Genomic DNA, 21,415 nt, shown 5'->3' on the forward strand with positions numbered 1-21,415 from the left:
GCTACCCTCGCGGAAGCGGCATAACCGAAATGACACCGTGTCCAAGGTCAGGGGTTAAGGCCCATGGTCGCCGCGGCGATACGCACCATCTTCTCCCAGCCCACCGGGATGCTGGTGCGCGACCACGTGGACACCGTCGCCAGCACCTTGGAGTCGCAATTCCCGACGGTGGCAGCGATGCTGATCGAGTGCAAGGAACAGATCACTGCGTTCGCCGATTTCCCCGAGGCGCACTGGAAGAAAATTTGGAGCACCAATCCGATCGAGCGGCTCAATCGGGAAATCAAGCGCAGAACCGACGTAGTCGGGATCTTCCCGAACCCCACCGCACTGTTGCGGCTGGCCACCTGTGTGCTCATCGAAGCACACGAGGAATGGTAGGTCAGTGATCGTCGCTACCTGTCGGAAGAGTCGATGACATTGCTGTCCCCGCCGGCACCGACCGTCCTCGACGCAGTCCGACCCGCCCGTCCCGGAGAGGTGGTGGACGAGCAGACGCCCCTTACGGCATAATCAGCACAGCCTCACAGCGCAACGCGCACAACGGTTTACACCACTTCACGGGGCACTATCCTCCGGCCGTGTGGCGCGAACCGAAAAGTGGTGCACGCACTGGGACGGTACTCAGACGTACGGGAAGCGCCGTCTCTCCTCGAGAGATGCCTTGCCTTACGGGACCGTGAACCGGTTGCGCTGCCGCCCCGACCCACGGGACGCCGACTCGTCGGCAGAATCGATGACGCCGACCGGAAGGCCATTGTTGCGGCGTACGTGGCGGGCGGTACGAGCCTTGCTCGACTCGCCGAGTGCTACGGCATCAGCGACTACTCGATCCGCATGATCCTGCGCAAGGCTAGTGTGTCACCGCAGCGGCGGACAGTGACGGCCGAGCAGGAAGATCGGGTGAGAGAGTTATGGGCGGAAGGTTTGAAGCCTGAGGCGATCGCGGCGGAAGTTGGGATGGGACACGCGAATGTACGGCTGATCGTAGCAGGACGGTCGAGGCCGAAGCGGGTACCATATACGCCGACTAACGAGTTGGCCTGACGATTAGTCGGGCGAAAGTTCCAGTCGCCCGCCCACGTGATCACTATTGTCACGGCATCGGGGTCAACCCGCGACGCTTCATCAGCAGTGCTACGTCCTTCTTGTTGACATTCCGCTGCAGGCTGTTGAGAACAGCGTGCTCGGTTTCCGGCGTCCAGAAGATCTGGAGGCGCTCACGCGTCCTGGTGATCGCCGTGTAGAAGACGTTGTGAGAGATGTCGTCCTCATTGGCATCAGTAATCACGACCTTCACTGAGTCGTACTCCAGGCCCTGAGCCTTATGAATCGAGACCGCATAGGCGACCTGGAACGGCACCGACCCGGATGTCGAGTCGTCATCATCGTCACCACTGCCTCGCTCGTAAACATCGAATCGGATCGTCGAGTTCTCGACGTAGCTGAGATCGAAGCCATCGACGTCAAACTCTGTCACCGGGCGGTCAAGCGACACGTCGAACTGGACCCGGCCGGGGAAGGTCTGAATGTCGACGATCTTTCCCTTGAGGTTGTTGTAGATGAGGGGCCGGAAGCGGTCAGTCTCATTGAAGAGAACAGGGTCGCCGACCTTGTAGGTAGAGGCTCCCCACGTTGTCGCGGCACCGGGGTTGCTGCTCTGAAGAAAGCGGTTGACGTTGTTGATGCCGTACAGGCCGTCGTAGTTCAGGCACAGGATGATCTCGTCGTCCCTCTGTGCCTGAAAGAGACTCTCGCTCAGCACCGTTGAGTAGCTGTTGCGGGCGAGTGTCTCGGCGATGTCTTCCTTCAAGTCGCGCACCGTCGACCACAAGTCCAGCAGATCAGCATTCTTAGTCCTGAACGGCGTCGTCAGCTCGAACACCGCCGTATCCGGTATGAAGGAGCGGGCAAGTGCGAACCAGTTGCCAAACTGGATGGACTCGATCTGGTAGACGTCTCCGACGAGCACGAGGAGCTTGAAGGACGTACGATCGATCACCTTGAGCAGGTCGGAATTGCTGACCGTGCTGCACTCGTCGATGACCAGCACGTCGTAGTCAGTCGCATCGGCGCGACCAACTTGACTGCTGATAGTGCGGAAGGTTGCCTTCTGTGCGTTGACTCGGCGCTTGAGATTATCGACGGCCGGGTTCGTATGGGCGAGGAAGAGCTTCTCGTTGCCATTGAAATAGTTGGCGATCAGGCTGACCATCGTAGACTTGCCCGTACCGGCCGCCCCGTAGATCAGCGCCACCTGCGAGTCGACGAACAACTCTTCGAGAGCTTGGACCTTGATTGGGTCGTCCGGAGCCGGAGTCGTTTGGGCGAGCCACAGTTTGACCGCGCTTTGGTAACCAGCAATGCCTGCCGCCGCGTACTCCTGCAACTTTTCGATGATCGCGGCCGTGCCGTCCTCGTACTCCCTGATGAAGACGTGTCCCTTGTCCTTCAGCATCGTGCGGCCTGTGTGCCTGTAGTACACCCGCGCGTTGTAGGCCGCCATCAGCGAGTCGACATCTCCAAGTGACTCGACATCGGCAACCGGCATGTAGAGCATGCCGTGATCCTCGACATTAGTCTTCACCCGGCGAGCCAGAAGCTCGTGGGTACGCCCCGTCGTGTCCAGGCTCTCGGCGAGGTCAGCGAAGCTCGGGTTGTGGCCGAACAGTGAGGTGCAGAACGGCATCCGGTCGAACGGCTTGCACCCGTATTGGAGGTGCAGATTCGACAGCACACCACACTCCTCATGAGCGTGCTGCAGTTTGATGATCTGGTTGTTCATCCGCAACATCAGATAGCGCAGGACATTGTAGCCTGGGCTCGCAGACCGGACCGTCTGACGTGCTAGGTCTAGAACCGGGAAGAGCCGCGGGTGCTGCGACTTCTTCGTGGCCCACGCTTTCAACGAGTCGTACTGCGCATCTCCCATGTCGACAATGTCGAGCAGGCTCGACGTCGTCGTTGTCAGATATTTCATCAGGTTCCGATACTCGGAACTTCCGGTCGAGGTCTTGATCTGCTGGTCGAATATCCGGGCGAAGTTGTCGAACTCACACGGACGAATCGACACCTCCCAGTCGCGAATAATCGTGATTGGCATCGTCTGACCCAGCACTTCGATCGAGTCACGTTCGAGGACGAGGTTTGCCGCGTACTTGTCGGTGATGTCGATGGTGGTGAAGCCGATGATGCGGTCGAACTTACTGACCCGATTGACGGCGTTATAGAAGGTCACCTCGTAGTAGACCTGCCCACTCGCGTAGAACGGGCGCACCGCGTGGATGTAATAGCGATCCTTCCGGGGCTCCATGAGCGGCACAGCTTGTATGGCAACAATCCGTTCGGCGATCTTCTGGTGGTACTCCTTCAATGACGGATCGAGATCGACGGGAAAGTCTTCAAGATTGCTCAGGATGTTGAGTCCGAGCTGGGTGTCCGCCAGGTTGCGGATGCGATGCAGGTAGTCGTAGTACTTGAGCATGAGTCGCTCTGATGGGTCGCCGCCCATCGTGTAGTGGGAAGTGCTGATCTGCAGTAGTTTGTGAAACCGCGATACGAAGTTGATTTTCCCCTTCGATCCGACGTGAGACATGGCTACGCCCACTGCCGAATACTGAAACTCCACGTCGCCCCGACCGGCGTGGAGCCTGACCGCGACTCCCTCGACCAGGTTGCGGAGTTGACTCAGGATATTCTGGGCAAGGAGCGCTCGATCATGGCTTAGCGCACTGATGTTGGACGAGATCGCATTTGCGGCGCTCTGGATCTGCTGGTCAACGGTACTCACGCCTCCGTCCGCACACCCTTTCCATCGAGCGCCCGAGTCAACGCCTCGTGCACGGTTTTTAAGATCACGCTGCCCTGTATGCTCGGGACTGCAAGACCGTCCTCGACGAGCCGACTAGCGATGACCCGCTTCCCCGGCAACGAATGGCCGTTCGCCTTCGCCCACTCACTAATGACCTTCGGCCAGAGCGACGTCCCATCGTCCGATAAATCCGGAACATCGGCTACTGTAATGCGCTCAGCGCCGGCAGCCTCATTGATGAGACTGACAGCCACCCGCTTGTATGCGTCCGGGTCGAGCAGGTTCTCAAGAGTCAGGGCTCCGAGGGTGATTATGCGATCCTCAGGAACATCCGCATCGACAAGCGCCTCGCGCAGTTCTTTACCGCCATCGTCGCCGTCGACAAGAAAGGCGACTCGCGCTCCTTCGAGGTCGAGTTCGGGATACATGGATACGGGAACCTCAGACAGTCCGGGGGCGACTTGGTAGTCGAGGTCTTCGGCCCCGATCGCCTTCTTGATCAGCGACGGCAACATCAACATTTCGGTTGCTCCCTCCGCGAGCACGACCTTGCGTGCGGATGAGAAGGCGGCGGCACCTGCGCCCATCGCCAGCATCAGCGGTGAATACCCCACACCCTTCGTCCAGAAGCTTCCCTCAACCAGGCTCCGCTGGCCGTTCTTAGGATCGGGAACAACGGCGCGGATATTTGTACCAAGGTCGGGCGGCAAGCAGGCCGGCGAGTGGGTCGTGTAGACAATCTTTGCTGCCCGAGTCTGTGTCATAAATTCGTTCACGAGATCGGCCTGCGCATCGATGTGCAGGTGGGTCTCAGCCTCGTCGATCAGGAGAATCGGCGGCGCAGTCTGGCCTTTGACGGTAAGGAACGCGACCAGCGCCACGAACATCTGAACACCCGCGCTGCGCTCGTGGAACTGCGTTATTGTGCGGCCATCCTGCTTGATACGGATCTCCAGGCTCACCCCGTTGATCTTGAGGTGGGCGGAGATCTTCGACTGGTTCCAGACCTGCGTGAACTTAGTCACGAGGGTCTGGTTTGCCTCTTCAATCAGGGTCTCGCGAGCGCCTTCGTCTCCGTTATTGATCGTCTTCCATAGCTCTTCGAGTGAGAGCTCGGCCATTGTGGAGATGTTGCGCAGTGCCGCCGGTGGGTCGCCAACGCTTTCTGCTGTCAGTTCATAGTTAGACGCCAGCAGCCGGTCACCCTCGGAGAATGACAGGATGTCCGGCGAGCGGTCATAGAGAATCTGGGCGACTTCCTCGGTAGGATCTGCCTTGGCAATCCACGCCTGAACTCGCTCGAATGCCGCCCGGATGTCTCCACCAAGGCCGTGCTCGCCGAACTCCTCAATCCAGGTGGCTGGGGCGAGCTCGCTCGCCTGCTTCTCAATGTCTGGTTCACCACCGGCGCGGAGGGCGTCTAGAGCCGCCTTAAGGCGGCCACTGAAGGACGTGCGTCGCTCGTCAAGCTCTTCGCGTTCCGCGCCATCTTCTGGCTCGGCAGGCTTCAGATCAGCAATGGCGGAGTCAGTTGCTGCGGCCTTCAGAGCCTCTAACGCCGACACAAGAGGGACGAGATTCTTGCGCGGGGTCGGTACGACCTTCCTGCGGGCGTCGCCTGGCCCAGCTGTACGGGAGAGCCAGAGTTCGGTCGGCTTGTCGTTTAGATCGAGGTGCGCAACTGCAGCCTGATCCGCTTCATCCAGCCGATACTGAATCCTCACCACGATATGGTCATCGGCGACGTCACCGGAAAGTCCACGCGATCGTTGAGCGACGGTGAGCGACTCGCCGTTATCTATGTAGGCGAGCGCCTTCAATAGAGTCGTCTTGCCTGCCTCGTTCGGGCCGACGATAGCGACAACCTTGTGGTCGAGATTGATCTGCGCATCTGCCAGTCGTCCGAAACCTCTGAATTCTGCCTTTGTTAGCCTCATCTACTCGGTCCACTCCTCAGCTCCGAGCGGTGCCGCATTCAGCTGCTCTCGTCGACTGCGCCAATCGGGCAGGTGCTGATCCATCAAGCTCGTGAACCTCTCGCCATGGTTGCGTTCGAAGTAGTGCGTCATCTCATGGACGACGATGTATTCCAGGCAGTCGGGGTGCTTCTTAGCGAGTTCGACGTTGAACCAGATGTGCCGCGTCTCGCGGTTGCAGGAGCCCCACTTGGTCTTCATCCGGCGGATCGTCCACTTCGGCACGGTCACGTCGAGCGACTGCTCCCACTTCGCAATGAGATCGGGGATCGCCTGGCAAAGCTGGTCGCGATACCACTTGTCGAGGTAGGCACGTCGCTTCTCGGCCGAGGTGTCGGCAGGCACGTAGAGCACCAGCCGCTCGCCGTCGACCTCGAAGTGCGCCCGACCAGGCCGCTCAACGACCTTGAGCCGACGACGAATACCCCACACGTAGTGCGACTCGCCGGTCACCATCTCCCGCTCGGACTGGCGCTCCGCGGAGCGCAGTTTGTCGCGTTGCCGTTTGATCCACGGCAGGCGCTGGATCACCGCTAGGCGCACCTGGTCGTCGTCAAGCCGACTGGGAGCAGCCACGCGCACGCGGCCCAGCGGTGGGTAGACGCCGATGTGCAGGTTCTTGATGTCCTTGTAGATGACGTCGATGTCGATGCCACGGATGGTGAGGTAGGCGTTAGCGGTACTCATCGCGGGCCTTCACCAGTTCAAACAGTTCGTCGATTCGGTCGAAGCCATCGGGAAGCGTGCGGCTGATCGCCCGCTTGACGACCTTCTCCTTCATCGTGTTGCCCACCCAGTCATGCGGCTTGCTCGTCAGAATCGCAGTATCGACCTGGATCGGCGTTGCCGGATCGGGCCAGCCGAAGTCGATCAGGGCGCGTCGCGCGCCGTTGTCCGCCCAGTCGGGATACTTCACGTCCGACTCTTTGGCGCCGAGCTTCTTCGCGGCGTCAAGCAGCTTCGTCAGGTACTCCTGGTAGTCGATGGCCTGCTGGCGGCGCTGTTCGATGATGGCGTCGAGCAGTTCGCTCATTTTGTCGTAGTACTTCGGATTCAGCGCGTGCTCGTCGATGATCACCTTGCGCATGTTGTTGGTGATCGTCTCAGCGACCGCCTCGGGGTCCCTTTTGATTCCGGCAGGCAGCTTGTCGATCGCCCCGGCACCGAGCTTGACGATCAGGTCGATCAGACCCGTGTCTTCGAAGTTGGAGACGACTTCGGAGGCGCCGGCCTGGATGTAGGTGTCGAGCAAGAACCGCATGCCGGCCTCGTACTGCTTGAAGTCGACATCCTCACCCGCACCGAGCTTCACCTCGGCACGCACGTCGACGTAGTGTGCGATTTCCTTCTTAATCGCCTCGGCGCCGGCTTGGCTGTAGCCGGCAGGGGTCATGTCGTTGGCTAGATTGGCGTAGGCGCGGGTGACGGCCGCCACCGCCTTGTACAGCTCGACGCGCTTGGGCTCGTTGGCTTTGAGCTGTTCGGCGTTGCCCTGCTCCGCTGCACAGAAGTACTGCTGGTACTGCAGCGTGTTCTTCGGTGGTGCAACAGGTTCGACGAGGGCGCGGATGCGCTCGAGGGCCTCATCGAGGTTCTCGCGGGCCTTCTCGATACGGTCTGATAGCAGTCCCTCGATGTCATGCTTCTCGTATCCGTCGAGTGCGCCAGAGGTGTAGTCACCGACCGCGTCTTCAATAGAGTTGAACAGGTCCTGGTAGTCGACGATGTAGCCGTAATCCTTGTCGTCGCCATCGAGGCGGTTGACCCGGCAGATGGCCTGGAACAAGCCGTGGTCGCGCATCTTCTTGTCGATATAGAGGTACGTGGCGCTTGGCGCGTCGAAGCCGGTCAGCAGCTTGTCGACCACGATCAGTAGCCGCATCTGGCCGGGGTTCTCGATGAACTGGCGCTTGACGGCTTGCTCGAACTCCTCGACCTTGTTCACGGCGGTGTCTTCAGGTTCGTCGAAGTAGTCGGCCAGCATCTTGCGGTAGATGTCGTACTGGCGGATCTTCTCGGTATTGCCCGCGCCGGAGTCTTCCTTGGCGATGTCGCTGGCGTTCGGGGTGTAGCTGGTGACAATGGCGCACTTGCCCTTGAAGCCGGCCGCGACGAACATCTCGTAGAACTTGCAGGCCTGGTAGATGCTCGAGCCGACGAGCATGGCGTTGCCGCGCCCGTCCATCAGGCGGGGCTTGGTCTCCATGTCGAGCAGGATGTCGTTGACGATCTGCTTGGCGCGCGGCTCGGAGGAGACGACCTTCTGCATGGTGCCCCAACGCTTCTTGAGCTCGGCCTTGCTGAGGTCGGTCATGCCCTTGGTCTTGACCTCGAACCACTTGTCGACTTGCGCCGGGCTGGTGAGCTCCTGGTCGATGTTGCGGGCTTCGTACTGCAGGTCCAGGACCACACCGTCAGCCACGGCTTCGTCGAACTTGTAGGTGTGGATGAACGAGCCGAAGGTCTCGATGCTCGTGGCCTTGTCGGCCTTCAGCAGCGGGGTGCCGGTGAAGCCGATGAACATAGCCTCGGGCAGCAGCGCCTTCATGGCAGTGTGCATCTTGCCGGACTGAGTACGGTGGGCTTCGTCGACGAAGACGAAGATGTTGCCCTTGGCCTTGAAGTCCTTCGGGATGGTGGCATGCAGCTCTTTGATGAACTCGGCTGTCGTCTCGTCGTCTTCGCTGTCGCTGTCGGCGGCGCGGAACTTGTGGACGAGGGAGCAAATCAGCCACTGCTCGCTGGCGTTGAGCGAGTTGATGAGATCGGCGCCGCTCTTCGTGCGGTAGATCTGTTCGTTGACGCCGTTGAAGACCTTCTCGATCTGGTCGTCGAGTTCGGTGCGGTCGGTAATCAGCAGTACCCGGGCGTCGGGTTGGTTCTCGCGAATCCACTTAGCCAGCCACACCATCGTGAGGGACTTACCCGAGCCCTGGGTGTGCCAGATGATGCCGCCCTCGCGCTTGGCGATGCGGTCCTGGGCGGCTTTGACGCCGAAGTATTGGTTGTGGCGCGGGCCCTTCTTGACGCCCGCGTCGAAGACGATGAAGTTGTGGATCAGTTCAAGCAGGCGCGGCTTGCTGCACATCTGCAGCAGCGCCCGGTCGAGCGGGTCGGCGACGTCGGAGGGTTCTTTCCACTCCAGCCAGTACTTCTCCGGGGTATCGATGACGCCATAGCGCAGGCCTTCGACATCGTTGCCGGCGAAGACAAACTGCACGGTCGAGAAGAACGAGCGGATGAACTCCGGCTTCTGGTTACCGATAGTCTGTCGGATGCCTTCAGAGACAGCGGCTTTGGAGCGCTTGAGCTCCAGTGTGGCGAGCGCCAGGCCGTTGACGTAGAGCACCACGTCGGGGCGCTTGATGTGCTGGCCGGCGACGGTGACTTCCTCGACGACCACGAAGTGGTTGGCGTCTGGGTTCTTCCAGTCGATCAGCCATACGGTCTCGGTCTGCTCGCCGACTCCAGGCTTAACCTTCACGCCGTAGCGCAGCAGCCCGTAGACGTCGCGGTTAGCCTCGTACAGGTCGTGGCCGGCACCGACCGAAGCCGCTCTGCCGAGCTGGCCGAGGGCACGGTTGATGAGGTTGTCGTCGTAGCCACGAGCGCGCAGGTTCTGCGTAAGCAGCTCGGTCTCGACGTTCGAGTTGCCCTCGCGGTATTCCCAGTTGCCGAGGTACTCGTACCCGAGCTGATCGCGAAACAGCGCCACCACGCGGTTCTGGGCTTTGCGTTCAATCTGTCCTACATCACTCATTGCTCACCTCCTGCTTCATCGCCTCCTCAATTCCTTCGGTTTCCCACTGTCCATATGTTCTTCGTGCACCTTGTACCAGCCATTCGGTGCGGCCGTTAGCACTGCGGCCGGCCACGATGGCGGCGGCGGCGCTCGGGCTGGCGAATACGTGGTTGCGGGTGAATCGCATCGCCGAGCCGTCGGGTGTCGGCACGAGCGTGCCATCCTGTTCCAGCTTCGCCCGTAGACTGGTGTAACTGTGCCTCTCGCCGCCCGTCCACTTCAGCCGGGCGCTGGAGCCTTCGATCACGGTAAACTCGCCGTCGACTTCTTGTGCGGTCGCGGTGATGCCGGATTTCTTCAGCGTCATCTCGAATACCGGCGAATCGGTGCGCCTACCCGCTACCTCAGTGTGCGGCACCGTCGGGGTCGTCGTTGGCGACCGGAAGAGGTTCACCCCTAGCACTGGCAGCACGATCTTGGCCTGCTCGATGAAGTACTCCATGTCCGACACGTCAGCCTCAGGCAGGACGATCGGAGGCGGCGTGGTGCCATTGGTGAGTCGGGCGCGGCTAGCCTGCAGGGCCAGCGTGATGAGGCGGCTTTCCAGGTAGCGGGCATGCGCCTTGGTCAGGTTGGTGTCTTTGCTGGTCAGCACGATGGCTCGATCCCAGAAGTCTTTGCCCTTCTGTTCTTCCGAGCGAGCATGCTGATACAGCCGCTTGCTGACGTCGTCACCTTCGCCGATATAGGCCATCTGCCCGCCCAGGCTGCTCGGATCGTCGCCGAGCAGGATGTAGATTCCGGTGCGGGTCGCCTCGGGTCGCTTCAAGAGTGCGGCAAGGTCTGAGCGCGGTGCAGCCACAACATGGCCGGTCCAATTCATAATCTCGGCTGTCAGCAAGCCGCCTGGCGTTCCATCAGCCAGGAACAGGCGAACAGATTTGCCGGCGCTCACGAGACAGTCTCCACATCAGACTGATCAACCCAGCGTGCCAGCACGCTGAGAGCTGCGAGGTACTCCAGCGCCTCCTGCTCGCTCAGTTCCTGGTCGACCTCATGGCTCAGCGGATTGCGGATGCCTGCGAACACACCTTCTGCCAGGGCCATCGCGCCACGCTGCACCGACTTGTAGGTGTCGCTGCCGTCGTCTTTCATGCGTCGGAGCCGGGCTGCATCGGCCTTCGGTTGGTCCATCGAGTACGCCTGCTTGAACAGGTTCGTCTCGCTCACGTCGCGACGACTGACCTTGTTCTGCGTCTCAGCATTGAGCTTTCGAATCGCACCGCCAACAGCTTCTCGGTAATGCCCAGACCGCCAGAGCGACTTTGCGCCCTCCCAGATCCACGGATGAAGCTCAGCGGCAGATAATTCAGGAGCGTTCTCGCCCAGGTTTTCCCTAAGCTCATGCTCTCGTTGGAGTTGTGCTCGCGCTCGAAGAGCACCTTCACGGTGCTGCTCCCACTGATGGTACGAATCCGTTGGGATGGACTCTCGCCATTGTGGAATCACCCGTTCCAGGATCTTTTCGACGACCTGAGCCTGACCCGGAATCTCGTGTTCAGGTCCTCGCGGGAAGCTTGCGATCACGCCTGGGGTGGTAGATGCAACGATCTCTGTCTGATAGACAAACTTGTCCAGCTCTGCAATAGCCCACTCGGTGTTCATGACGCAGCCTCCACAGACAGCCGTGTGCGGCCGGTCAGGAGCTGCTGCATCATGCCGGTCTTGATGGCCCGAGTCTTCTCCAACCTCCGCGCCAAGAAAGCGATTTCAGTCTCGGCATCCTCCAGCACCCCGGCAATCGCGACTTGCTCATCCTCGCATGGAGTGAGGATCTCGATCTTGCTGAACTCCGCTATCCACCGACGCTTGTGGTCGACGGCAGCGAAATCGATCAGTTGCATTCGCTCGAAAACGTAACGCAAACTGACTCCAGGCCGAGCCGACAACATTTTCATTGCAGAGGACTTCGCTTTGAATGGAAAGTCGACGTACTTTGAAGCAGTGGTGAAGTCGTCAAAAATGATTACGGGTACGTTCGTGAAGATGCCGTGCCTCTCAGGCGTACGACCGAGTAGGAACGTCTTGCCCGCTGTTAGGACAGGTGTGCCCGTGTCGGTGTAGTCAGCATTCGATACGAGATATCGGCCAGGCTGTTCGTATGCCAATAGCTCACCTAGACGAGCTGGTTGCCATGGAGCAGTGAACCCCGGCAGACGGGTGCGGCCGGTCAGGAGCTGTTGCATCATGCCCTGCTTGATCGCATGCTTCTTAGCGATGAGGCGTTCGAGGGTGGCAATCAGATCATCGGCGTCGCGAAAAACCTGCGCGATCCGTTTCTGTTCAGCTCGCGCCTTTGGGATTGGAATCTCGAACTGTTTGATGCGCCCAAGCGCAAGCTTGGGCTGTGCGCCCACGGTGCGAATGGAGTCGATCTCATTCTGAATCGACTCGCCAAGCAGTGAGTACATCAAATAGTCGACGTCACACGTTATTGAAGTTATTCGATCGGCGTTTTCGGTGAGATTAGCCCCGTCGATTTCCGCCGGGATGCGGCCAACGATGCCAAGAGTCCCCGCTACGCTGATGAAAATATCGTCTTTGAAGATTCGATAGGCGCGAATAGACGGAGCGACGTCCTCGGGTACGAATCGGAGATCAGACGTATCCACACCTCCTTGGCGCATGTCGGTGACTCGGACATACGGATGTGGAGTTGGCAAAACTGTAAGGGAACGCCCTTTCGGTAGGCGCTTGCCGCCTCGGACGCTACCAAGCGATCCAACCGTGCGAACTTCCCAACCATCTGTCCCGATCATTCGACCCCCATCGCCGCGAGATGGCCTGCTACGTTGGCTTCGAGTCTTTCCAGTTCGGCGTCGAATTCACCGACCGTCTCGGCGTAACGTTCGCCGAGCTGCTGAATCCGTGCAACCAGGTCGAGCGTGAGCGCTTCCACTTCGCCGGCGACGCGGCGCACGACAGTCGCCTGCCACTTGTCGTCGAGCACGAGCGACTTCACGTCGTCCTCGGTCAGGTCGCCGTACTTCTTCAGCGTGGCGAGGTCGAGATCCGCCTGTGCATCCTTGACTGCCTTCTTGGCAGCGGCTTCGGCGTTGTACAACTTGGTTGCGTATTGCAGTGCCTTGATTTCGTCGGGGTCACCGCCGGTATTGATCGCCTTCAGGCGTGCGGCGACGAGTGCTTTGGAGATCTTGTCGTCGTCCATGGCGTCGGCGAGTAGTCCGTCATCGACGGCGTGTTCTTCGACGTACTCTTCGACGGCTCTGGTGGCTTCTTCGGCGGCTGCGGTGAGGTCGTCGATCTTGGCCTGCTCGTCAGCAAAGTAGCGGGCGACTATGAGCGCGGGTGGGATGAGGTCCATCTTGTATTTGGTGGCGCTACGGCCGGAGCCGACGACCAGGTCGGGGGTTTCGGAGAGCTTGCGGTCTTTGTCCTCGATGGTCTTGCGTGGTTTGGCGGCGTCGAGCCAGCCATCGTTCATGATCAGGAAGACGTCGTCGTGCATCTGAGCGTGCCAGTAGGTCATGAGCTGTTCGTAGACGTCGTACTCGTCGAGCAGCGGCACGGGCTTGAAGCGTGCGAGCAGGTCGTCGCTGATCGCGGCGATCAGGTCGTTGGGAGTGGTGTTCTGATCAATGGCGGCCAGAGCGTCGCGGTGGGCTGTGAACCAGTCGATGGTGAGCGCATTCGCTTCTTCGGCAAACTTTTGGAACTCGGGTGAGTCAAGAATCGTCTGCTGCACCTGGTTGACGTCGATGGTCAGGTCGCTGTAGCCGGGGCGGTTGGGCTTGAAGAGCTGGCTGCGGAGCTGCGGGAAGGCGTCCCAGTACGGCGCCAGCGCGTCGAGGTCGCGGTCAGGGATGCCGCCGTGCAGGTGGGCGGAGAGGTCTTGCAGATCCTCGGGCTCGGAGGAATCGATGTAGCGCGGAATGTTGAGGTTGTAGTCGTTCTTGGGGTCGGCGATCTCGCTCATCGGCACCATGCGCGAGTAGCGGTCGATCTCGATCTGCTTGGTGAATGTGTCGACGATCTTGTGGAGGTCCTGGCTGCGCAGGCGGTTCTTGTTGCCGTCTTTCATGAAGCCCTTGGAGGCGTCGATCATGAAGACGCCGGTGCGTGCCTGGGCGTTCTCCTTGTCGAGGATGACGATGCAGGCCGGGATGCCGGTGCCATAGAACAGGTTTGCCGGCAGGCCGATGATGCCCTTGATGAAGCCCTGTTTGAGTAGGCGGGTGCGGATGGTGGCTTCGGCGTTGCCGCGGAACAGCACGCCGTGCGGCAGGATGATCGCAGCCTTGCCGGTGCTCTTGAGCGACGTGAGCGCGTGGAGTAGGAAGGCGTAGTCGCCGTTCTTCTCCGGTGGACGGCCATACTCGAAGCGGCCGTAGTCGTTCTCGAGGCCGTTGTTCCAGGACTTCACCGAGAATGGCGGGTTCATGACGATGTAGTCAAAGGTCCGCAGGTGGTCACCCTTGGTGAACTGCGGACTGGTGATGGTGTCGCCCTTCTCGATCTCGGCGATCTCGTTGCCGTGCAGGATCATGTTCATCTTGGACAGCGCCCAGGTGGCGTTGTCCTTCTCCTGGCCGTAGATCGACATGCCGCGGGGCGCTTCGGCGGCAGCTTTCAGCAGCAGCGAACCGGAACCACAGGCCGGGTCGTAGACAGTCTGGTCCTGTCGGGTGTTCGGCCCGATGCCGACCACCTTGGCGAGGATGCGGGAGACCTCGGCCGGGGTGTAGAACTGGCCCTTGCTCTTGCCGGACTCGGTGGCGAAGTGGCGCATCAGGTACTCGTAGGCGTCGCCGAGCAGGTCGTCGCCCTCAGCGCGCGAGCCACGGAAGTCGAGGTCGTTGAAGATGGTGACCAGCTTGGAGAGGCGGTCCTGCATCTCCTTGCCCTTGCCGAGCTTCTCTTCGTCGTTGAAGTCGGCCTGGTCGATGACGTTGCGCAGGTCGTTGGCTTCGGCGAGCTTGGCGATGATCTTATTGAAGCGGTCGCCGATCTCCTTGTCGCCCTTGGCGGCGAGCATGTCGTCGAACGAGCCGCCCGCAGGTACTTCGATCAGACTACTGGCGTCGGTCTTGGCCTTGTCGGAGACGTACTTCACGAACAGCAGCGTCAGGATGTAGTCCTTGTACTGGCTGGCATCCATACCACCACGAAGCTGGTCGCAACTTGCCCACAATGATGAGTAGAGATCCGACTTCTTAAGCGCCACAGCTGGTCTTCCTGTTGTGTCTGTAGGCATTTGTGATGCCCATTGTACCATTATTCGAACGTTTGTACGAGGATCTTGCGGCTCGCCGTTTGGTCGCGTCTCAGCATGCCAGAGGGGGCTGACATTGCTGACGATTGCACGGCTACTCGGCCGTGGTCAGGTCGATCTCGACGAGTGATCGATGCACGGCGAAACAGACGCTCAGCGACTCCGGCGTCTCATCGCGAAGGAAGAAGGTTGGGGTCGGTGATCTCCTGGCCATGATGGCGATCTTCAACGGCCCGTGATCGGGCTGCCGCGCGATGACCACCCTGTATTCCCTGGTTGAGGTGGTGTCACCTGATGCCTCGTAGTCCGGCTTGGCATGTTCGAGATCGATGGTCGCTGGCGTAGGGGCTTCGTCGTGCTCACTGGGTGCGGTAATGGTGATGACTGGGGCACGTCGGGAGAGTTGCAGAGAGGCAACCTGGATGATCTGAACCTGGATGCGACTACTGGTCGCGGCGATGGTGATGCCGATCAGGTCTTGGCCGGTGTTACCGCGGATGGCGGCGAATGCGACGAGGTCGTGGGCAACGCTAAGCATGCCTCGGTCGCTCCAGTGGCGGATCGTCCGCTGATCCTTCGGCTCTCCTTCGCTGAGGTGTTCGGCGGCGAGCGTCAGGCGATCGAGGACGGAGTCTGCGTCGGCGAGGATCGACCACGCGAGTGCGGCTTCGTACTTGCTCCCGCGTGTCAGGCGTTCCATCTCGCGCTTGAACGCCAGATATCCGTCTATCAAGTCGTCATCGCCGCAGAGGCGCACCAAGAGTGGATGGCGTGCGAGCTTGTGCACAGTCAAGCGGCCGTGCGCTCCTCGTAACTCGATGAGCTCGTCGCATACCTGCTCGACGCTGATGGGGTCGACTGCATCGTGGGGCACGGTTCGAGTTTCTCGTTTCCGCTGGTCTGAAGGCTGCACTTTTCTGTCACGACCATAGACGGCTGCTCCGCTGTGATGGGCAAGGCAACATCCCAACGATCAGCAAAGGAGAAGCTGATGACCGCAGTTGAGCGCTACAGCGCCCGTCCCTCGTTCCCTCCCCGTCCTCCGCCGGGGGCCGACTCTCACGCCAGACCGCACGGGAGCTGGCCGCGATCGACCGGACGACCGAGCTCCGTTCGGCCGCGATCGCCGCAGCCGGCGAAGTTCAACAGGCGAAGGTTGACGCCATCACCCGCACCGGCGCCTACGCCATGCAGCAGGCGGCACTGGTCGCGCAGGTGCAGCAGCAGCTCGCCTTGGCCGCACCGGCCGCGTCCGGCGACCTGGACTTCATCAAGACGATGACAGTCATCGGCATGGGTCAGGCGGTCGCCGACACCGCCCGGGCGGTGAACCGCCGATGAGCACACTCGCGATCCTCGTGCTCGTCGCGCTGGTCGGGCTCGTCCTGATATTGCTCTCAGGACGTTGTGTGTACGCGCAGATCGAAGCCGATCGACAGGCGGAGATCGCGCGAACACGTCGCGCGCAGCGACAGGCCCAGGCGCGCATCAACCGGATGGCTGCGTCGGCGATTCACCAGATGATCGATACGGCGCGTCGTAGCCGGATCGATCCGCCGTCACCGCGATAGATCCAAGGGTCTGGCCGAGCGCGTGCCTACGCTCGGCCAGACCGAACGGCCACAACACTTCTCAACCTCTTCACGCCAATGAACACGTCAAGGAGTCACGCCATGACCACCTCTCACCCTACGACGTCAGATCTGCGTGCTGGTCGCGCCGAGCTGACCCGCTTCGTCCGCGAGCAGGCCGACCTCACCAGTCGAGAGCTTGGCTTCGGCTGGGCCGGCGTCGCGGCTGCGCCGAGCACCTATCAACAGCTGCGCGGCGCGTTCACCCACTCGAAGGAGACGGGTGATCCACTGCCGGTGAGCAACCTGTTCTGTGAGTCGACGATCTACGACTCGCCGGAGGACAACATCCGGTTCCGCTACTACCACGACGTGCATCATGTGCGCCTGGGGCTGAGCTTCAACCTCGACGATGAGCTGGAGCTCGCCCAGTGGCACCTCGACGAGCTGGCCCTGGACGGGTTCGGCAAAGGCAGTCTGCCGTACGAGCTGCTGACCACGGATCTTGTGGGTCAGATCTTCCTCATGGGCGTCATCGGGCGGTTCCCCCTCGACCAGGGCCGCTTCGTCGCGACCTGTCACGAGGCTGGGCTCGTGTCGGGTCTGCTCGCTGAGATTCGGCGGTTGCCGTGAGTGGCGGCGACCCTGGCCGTATCGGCGGTCGCTTCCTGGAGGCGTGCGTCGGCCTACTCCTGGCGGCCATGGCCCTCTACGCCGCGATCAGCATCCTGCGGGCGATCTGGCTGTACCTGTGCATCGTCGTACTGGTCGTCGGTGTCGGAGCCCTCCTGTGGTGGCGGATCTCATCGAAGTACCGCGGCTGGTGATTCTCCGTGGCAACTATTCCGGTCGATGTTGCGGAATAGTCGACAATGGCAATTTACCTATTGCAATTCGCGTCAGTTCGGTTCATAGTCTGCCGCACGACTCGCATTTCTATTTCGAAACGCACCACGAAAGTCGGTCCATCACGTAATTCGGGAAGGAGGTAGATCCATGTCAACAACACATCACGACGACGAGGGCGTGAGTAAGAATGCGCCCTATCGAGCGGATCGGAGGGCTGTGCAACGGGCAGATATCAAACGCGCCCGGCACAGCCGACGGATCATCGTCCATTCCGAACAACGCGAGCAGCCCGATGTGCGCAAGATTGCGCGAGCGATCATCGCCATGGCAATGGCCGATGCTGAGCGTGAGGCCGAGGCTCAGGCCGAGCGGCAGGCTCGCGACGATGCGGAGGGCTCCGATGAATAGCTGCGGATCGTTCGCCTGGACGAGGCTGGAGCTGCCTACTCCATTACCGGTTGAAGCCGCGCGTGCGGCCGTCGGAGCGCTCTCCGGCCTGGCCGTCAACCCCGCCTGGTCCTGGAGGCTCGCGGCGAAGCCGGCACGATCGCCTGGTTTCTCGGGGCCGAACCTACCGTCGCGGGACGGGCAGTACGAGCGATGTCGCTGTACCTCGTCGGACTGCGCGCTACCGCTGGACGTCGCCCCGTCGATTCAACAGCGGCGGCGGCGGTGCGCCTACCCGGGCATCGCCGGATACCGTTGGCGGTTGGCTCGACCGAACAGGTCGCCCGCGGTGTCCTTGCCGCACTCTCCGGCGCCCATCGAGGTGAGCTGGTGCGGTTGCAGGTCATTCTCGGGCCACGACACCGTCCACGCCTGATCTCCGATGTTCCGAGCCAACAGCGGACACGGGTCGGTACCAAGTTCGGCGAGCATCGGTTCTCGTGTGAGCTGCGGATCGGCGCACGATCTCGTGACCGCGCTCGGGCGCAGCGACTGATCGGGAACCTGGCCGCGCCGCTACGTGGACTGGAAGCCCCGGGCGTGGCGCTCCGCCTGAAGCGATCGTCGTTGCGGGCACTCGACGAGATGCGCGACCCGCTGCTGTGGCCGAGTGAACTGGGCGTCACGGAGCTGACGGCGCTGCTCGGGTGGCCGATCGGCCCGAAGGACATAGACCTACCGGGCGTGCCCTCACCCCACCCACGCCAGCTTCCAGTCGCCACGACTGTGCCGCGTGCAGGTCGGATTCTGGGCGACTCAACCCTCGACGGCGACCGGCCAGTCGGCCAGGGTGTGGAGGAGGCCAAGCGGGTCATGCACGTGATCGGCCCCATGGGCACCGGCAAGTCGACGATGTTGGTGAACCTGGCGCCGGCGGACGCGACCGCCGGGCGGTCGGTGGTGCTCATCGACGGCAAGGGCGATGCCTGTACGGACTTCCTCGAGCGCGTCGACCCGAAGCGGCACGACGGACATCGTGGTGTTCGACCCAACCGACAGCTGTCCCGTTGGGGTGTCGGTCTTCGTCGATAACCAACCAGAACGGTCGGCCGACGTGATCTTCGGCGTCTTCAAGAGCCTCTACGGAGACCAGCTCGGCCCGCGCAGCAGCGACCTGCTGCACGCCGCCCTGTTGACGCTCGCCCGGGTGGGCGGATGCTCGCTGTCGATGCTGCCAATGCTCTTGTCGAATGCAGCGTTACGACGACCGCTGGTGGCGAAGGTCGCCAGCGCCGATCCGCTGGGGCTCGGGGCAGGGGGAACCCCCAGTGTCAGCAGTACGAGGACTACCGCCGCAGCGGAATCGAACAAGACCGCCGTGGCAGCTTCCCGCTGGTGGTCTGGCTTCTGACCACCGCCGAGCGTGCCGCGAAGCTCGAAGCCGCCGTCCACCGCAGCCACAGCCTGACGGCGGCGATGTTTCGCTACGCCACGCCGAACACGTTGGCGCAGGTGCTGGCCGGAGGTACGGCATGAGCCTGCCTCGCAACCAGATCCTCATCGGCGACGCACTCGACCGCCTGCGGGAGCTGCCGGATGCGTCGGTCGACTGCGTGGTGACCAGCCCGCCCTACTTTCGGCTGCGCAACTACGACCACGACAACCAGCTCGGGCTCGAAGCACATGTCGACGAATGGGTCGCTGGGCTTCACACGCTGCTCGTCGAGGTGCGGCGGGTGCTCGTGCCGACCGGGACGGTCTGGCTGAACCTGGGGGACAGCTACAGCACCAAACCGGCCGAGGGGGCCGGCCGCAAGAGTCTGCTGCTCGGGCCGGAGCGTCTGGCGCTGCAGCTGGTCTCCGACGGCTGGCTGGTGCGCAACAAGATCGTGTGGGCCAAGACGAACACTATCCCGACCAGCGTTGCGGACCGACTCGCCACCAAGCACGAGTTCATCTACGTACTCGCCCGTTCGCCGACCTACTTCTTCGACCTCGATGCCATCCGTGAGCCGCACGTCAGCCGCCCACCGAAACGCAGGGCGTCGACGAGGCCGGCATCGCGGAAGCCGGCTCGGCCAGCCTGGCTGGGGCCAAACAGCGACGGTGACCGGGGACTGACCGCACTACACGCCGCTGGGCTACTCGGCCATCCGCTCGGGAAGAATCCCGGCGATGTCTGGCGGTTGGCCGTCAGCGGCTACCGTGGCCCGCATTTCGCGACCTTCCCGGTCAGCCTGGCGCGGCGGATGGTCGAGGCCGGCTGCCCCGAACAACGCTGCAGCCAGTGCCGAGCGGCGTACAAGCGCCCGGTGCGGCGACTCGGCGCGGTCGCGACCCGCCTGGCCCTACGAGCGATGTGCGACTGCGACGCGGCAAGCGAGCCAGGTCTGGTGCTCGACCCGTTCATCGGCTCCGGTACCACCGCCATCGCCGCCGAAACACTCGGCCGCGACTGGCTCGGTATCGAGCTCAACCCTGACTATGTCGCGCTGGCCATCGACCGCATCGACGGCGAGCGTGTCACCCGTAAACGAAAGGAGGTGATCCATGAATGAGAAAGATCAACAACCACAGCAGCCCGAGCGCGAGCAGCAGCCAACCTTGCAGCCGCGCATCTGGGTCGGCAGTCTGGCCGACTACAACGCCGGGCGCCTGCACGGCGATTGGCTCGATGCCGCCGTCACCGACGAGGAGCTGCGCGACGCCGTTCAGCACATCCTGACCAGCAGCCACGAGCCGGACGCCGAGGAGTACGGCATCTTCGACTACGACGAGTTCGGCCCGTTCCAGGTCGGCGAGTACGAGCAGCTCGACGTGGTGGCCCGGGTGGCGCGCGGTATCGCCGAGCACGGTGCGGCGTTCGCGGCCTACGCGCAACTGCACGATGCTGATCCCGACATGCTCGATTCGTTCACCGACTCCTATGGCGGCGAATACGACTCGCCGGAGGACTGGGCGCGCGACGTGCTTCACAACGGGCTTGAAACCGAGATCGACCGGGCAGTGCCAGATGCGCTCCGCGGCTATGTGTCGATCAACTATGCAGGCTTCGCCCGCGACGCCGAACTGTCAGGTGACGTGCACTTCGAACGCTCACCCGAGGGCCATGTCTACGTCTTTACCATCCCGTAGACGGGAGGGCCCTTCGTCGGGGGCCTGCGGCCGAAATCGTGAAGGCATCCCGCCTCCACCGGTCGCACCACCCCGAGGAAGTGGCCGAACGACTCCCGCGCGGAACCGTTCGGACAAACACCTTCAGGAAGGAGGAGCCGGTCATGAAGACCCTTGCCGTCCGACTGGACGACGAACTGCACGCTCGCATCGGCATGCTGTCGAAGCTCAGCGGTATGACGGTCACGGACACCATCCGCACCGCCATCGAGAAGCACCTCGACACCCTGGCCAACGATCCCGCGATCACCGCCAAGGCCGAGGAACTTCGCGCCGAGCTCGAGAAGGATGCCGAACTGCAGCGACAGGCCCTCTCGGCCCTGTTCGGCTCGTCCACAACGCAAGCGCCGAAGACCACCCGTGGTCGCGGCACCAAGGGATAGCCCACCGGGCCGTCCGTCCTCGGCGGGAGCCAGCCCCGAGTTCCGCAAGGACTCGCTGGCTCCCGCCAATTCGACACGAACTAAACCAGAGAAGCCTCTCCTTTATTCGATGTGGAATGAACAATCATCATTCCCATTTCGAAACAATTTCTATAAAATAGAAAATGAATGGGAGGAGTTAAATGGCCCTTCCGGATCCGGAGTGCGTAGCGGGGTTCGCGGCTGACGC

General features: G+C 61.7%; 20 protein-coding genes and 1 pseudogene. 12 read left to right on the top strand and 9 right to left on the bottom strand.

Annotated features, from left to right (window positions below; all coding sequences use genetic code 11):
- Positions 1-48: 48 nt before the first annotated feature.
- Positions 49-378, top strand: a pseudogene (locus QR64_RS02465) (transposase); the annotation flags it as partial.
- A 718-nt stretch (positions 379-1,096) separates the two neighbouring features.
- Here QR64_RS02465 and QR64_RS02470 read toward each other — a convergent pair.
- The 9 genes from QR64_RS02470 to QR64_RS02510 form a co-directional block, all read right to left on the bottom strand.
- A complete protein-coding gene (locus QR64_RS02470; protein WP_039583928.1) occupies positions 1,097-3,790 on the bottom strand; it encodes an ATP-dependent RecD-like DNA helicase in 2,694 nt (897 codons plus the stop codon).
- Positions 3,787-5,748, bottom strand: coding sequence for an AAA family ATPase (locus QR64_RS02475; protein WP_039583929.1), 1,962 nt, complete (start codon positions 5,746-5,748; stop codon positions 3,787-3,789). Before QR64_RS02475 ends, QR64_RS02470 begins: the two co-directional genes overlap by 4 nt.
- The gene (locus QR64_RS02480; protein ID WP_039583931.1) at positions 5,749-6,474 is read right to left on the bottom strand and encodes a M48 family metallopeptidase; all 726 of its coding nucleotides are present in this window, start codon (positions 6,472-6,474) and stop codon (positions 5,749-5,751) included. It lies immediately after the preceding gene.
- Positions 6,461-9,547, bottom strand: coding sequence for a type I restriction endonuclease subunit R (locus tag QR64_RS02485; protein WP_039583933.1), 3,087 nt, complete (start codon positions 9,545-9,547; stop codon positions 6,461-6,463). Before QR64_RS02485 ends, QR64_RS02480 begins: the two co-directional genes overlap by 14 nt.
- Positions 9,540-10,484, bottom strand: a complete 945-nt coding sequence (locus QR64_RS02490; RefSeq protein WP_039583935.1) for a GIY-YIG nuclease family protein — start codon at positions 10,482-10,484, stop codon at positions 9,540-9,542. Before QR64_RS02490 ends, QR64_RS02485 begins: the two co-directional genes overlap by 8 nt.
- On the bottom strand, positions 10,481-11,194 hold the full coding sequence (locus QR64_RS02495; protein ID WP_039583937.1) for a TIGR02391 family protein: 714 nt from the start codon (positions 11,192-11,194) through the stop codon (positions 10,481-10,483). The genes QR64_RS02490 and QR64_RS02495 overlap by 4 nt, the downstream gene beginning before the upstream one ends.
- Positions 11,191-12,348, bottom strand: a complete 1,158-nt coding sequence (locus QR64_RS02500) for a restriction endonuclease subunit S (RefSeq protein ID WP_084222263.1) — start codon at positions 12,346-12,348, stop codon at positions 11,191-11,193. Before QR64_RS02500 ends, QR64_RS02495 begins: the two co-directional genes overlap by 4 nt.
- Complete coding sequence (locus QR64_RS02505) at positions 12,345-14,774, bottom strand: type I restriction-modification system subunit M (RefSeq protein ID WP_200886458.1); 2,430 nt, start codon at positions 14,772-14,774, stop codon at positions 12,345-12,347. The genes QR64_RS02500 and QR64_RS02505 overlap by 4 nt, the downstream gene beginning before the upstream one ends.
- A 142-nt stretch (positions 14,775-14,916) precedes the next feature.
- On the bottom strand, positions 14,917-15,696 hold the full coding sequence (locus QR64_RS02510) for a hypothetical protein (RefSeq protein WP_039583940.1): 780 nt from the start codon (positions 15,694-15,696) through the stop codon (positions 14,917-14,919).
- A 314-nt stretch (positions 15,697-16,010) separates the two neighbouring features.
- Here QR64_RS02510 and QR64_RS27465 point away from each other — a divergent pair, with 314 nt between their 5' ends.
- From QR64_RS27465 to QR64_RS02565, 11 genes are all read left to right on the top strand, one after another.
- The gene (locus QR64_RS27465) at positions 16,011-16,163 is read left to right on the top strand and encodes a hypothetical protein (protein ID WP_235366959.1); all 153 of its coding nucleotides are present in this window, start codon (positions 16,011-16,013) and stop codon (positions 16,161-16,163) included.
- Positions 16,164-16,180: 17 nt separating this feature from the next.
- Positions 16,181-16,393, top strand: coding sequence for a hypothetical protein (locus QR64_RS02520; protein ID WP_152640895.1), 213 nt, complete (start codon positions 16,181-16,183; stop codon positions 16,391-16,393).
- 102 nt (positions 16,394-16,495) lie between these two features.
- The gene (locus QR64_RS02525) at positions 16,496-17,026 is read left to right on the top strand and encodes a hypothetical protein (protein ID WP_152640896.1); all 531 of its coding nucleotides are present in this window, start codon (positions 16,496-16,498) and stop codon (positions 17,024-17,026) included.
- On the top strand, positions 17,023-17,220 hold the full coding sequence (locus QR64_RS02530) for a hypothetical protein (protein ID WP_039583945.1): 198 nt from the start codon (positions 17,023-17,025) through the stop codon (positions 17,218-17,220). The genes QR64_RS02525 and QR64_RS02530 overlap by 4 nt, the downstream gene beginning before the upstream one ends.
- 169 nt (positions 17,221-17,389) lie before the next feature.
- Positions 17,390-17,650 carry a hypothetical protein gene (locus tag QR64_RS02535; RefSeq protein ID WP_235366961.1) on the top strand — a complete coding sequence of 87 codons (261 nt, stop codon included), beginning with the start codon at positions 17,390-17,392 and terminating at the stop codon, positions 17,648-17,650.
- A gap of 192 nt (positions 17,651-17,842) precedes the next feature.
- Positions 17,843-18,721 (top strand): hypothetical protein, encoded by an 879-nt coding sequence (locus QR64_RS26405; RefSeq protein ID WP_152640897.1) that lies wholly within the window; start codon positions 17,843-17,845, stop codon positions 18,719-18,721.
- A gap of 22 nt (positions 18,722-18,743) precedes the next feature.
- Entirely contained in the window at positions 18,744-19,040 is a 297-nt protein-coding gene (locus QR64_RS02550; protein WP_235366963.1) for a hypothetical protein, read from the top strand.
- Positions 19,025-19,165, top strand: coding sequence for a hypothetical protein (locus QR64_RS26755; protein ID WP_153811620.1), 141 nt, complete (start codon positions 19,025-19,027; stop codon positions 19,163-19,165). The genes QR64_RS02550 and QR64_RS26755 overlap by 16 nt, the downstream gene beginning before the upstream one ends.
- The gene (locus QR64_RS02555; RefSeq protein WP_039583954.1) at positions 19,162-20,187 is read left to right on the top strand and encodes a DNA-methyltransferase; all 1,026 of its coding nucleotides are present in this window, start codon (positions 19,162-19,164) and stop codon (positions 20,185-20,187) included. Before QR64_RS26755 ends, QR64_RS02555 begins: the two co-directional genes overlap by 4 nt.
- The gene (locus QR64_RS02560; RefSeq protein WP_039583955.1) at positions 20,180-20,764 is read left to right on the top strand and encodes an antirestriction protein ArdA; all 585 of its coding nucleotides are present in this window, start codon (positions 20,180-20,182) and stop codon (positions 20,762-20,764) included. The genes QR64_RS02555 and QR64_RS02560 overlap by 8 nt, the downstream gene beginning before the upstream one ends.
- Positions 20,765-20,907: 143 nt before the next feature.
- Positions 20,908-21,186 (top strand): DNA-binding protein, encoded by a 279-nt coding sequence (locus QR64_RS02565; protein ID WP_039583958.1) that lies wholly within the window; start codon positions 20,908-20,910, stop codon positions 21,184-21,186.
- Positions 21,187-21,415: the final 229 nt, after the last annotated feature.

This window comes from Rhodococcus sp. Chr-9, from assembly GCF_000801125.1.
Lineage (GTDB): Bacteria > Actinomycetota > Actinomycetes > Mycobacteriales > Mycobacteriaceae > Rhodococcus > Rhodococcus pyridinivorans.

What these genes read in the sequence shown, in the direction of transcription:
- QR64_RS02475 (WP_039583929.1), bottom strand. Translation starts at nt 5,748, where the DNA reads ATGAGGCTAACAAAGGCAGAATTCAGAGGTTTCGGACGACTGGCAGAT.
- QR64_RS02480 (WP_039583931.1), bottom strand. Translation starts at nt 6,474, where the DNA reads ATGAGTACCGCTAACGCCTACCTCACCATCCGTGGCATCGACATCGAC.
- QR64_RS02485 (WP_039583933.1), bottom strand. Translation starts at nt 9,547, where the DNA reads ATGAGTGATGTAGGACAGATTGAACGCAAAGCCCAGAACCGCGTGGTG.
- QR64_RS02495 (WP_039583937.1), bottom strand. Translation starts at nt 11,194, where the DNA reads ATGAACACCGAGTGGGCTATTGCAGAGCTGGACAAGTTTGTCTATCAG.
- QR64_RS02500 (WP_084222263.1), bottom strand. Translation starts at nt 12,348, where the DNA reads ATGATCGGGACAGATGGTTGGGAAGTTCGCACGGTTGGATCGCTTGGT.
- QR64_RS27465 (WP_235366959.1), top strand. Translation starts at nt 16,011, where the DNA reads ATGCAGCAGGCGGCACTGGTCGCGCAGGTGCAGCAGCAGCTCGCCTTG.
- QR64_RS02525 (WP_152640896.1), top strand. Translation starts at nt 16,496, where the DNA reads ATGACCACCTCTCACCCTACGACGTCAGATCTGCGTGCTGGTCGCGCC.
- QR64_RS02535 (WP_235366961.1), top strand. Translation starts at nt 17,390, where the DNA reads ATGTCAACAACACATCACGACGACGAGGGCGTGAGTAAGAATGCGCCC.
- QR64_RS26405 (WP_152640897.1), top strand. Translation starts at nt 17,843, where the DNA reads ATGTCGCTGTACCTCGTCGGACTGCGCGCTACCGCTGGACGTCGCCCC.
- QR64_RS02555 (WP_039583954.1), top strand. Translation starts at nt 19,162, where the DNA reads ATGAGCCTGCCTCGCAACCAGATCCTCATCGGCGACGCACTCGACCGC.
- QR64_RS02560 (WP_039583955.1), top strand. Translation starts at nt 20,180, where the DNA reads ATGAATGAGAAAGATCAACAACCACAGCAGCCCGAGCGCGAGCAGCAG.
- QR64_RS02565 (WP_039583958.1), top strand. Translation starts at nt 20,908, where the DNA reads ATGAAGACCCTTGCCGTCCGACTGGACGACGAACTGCACGCTCGCATC.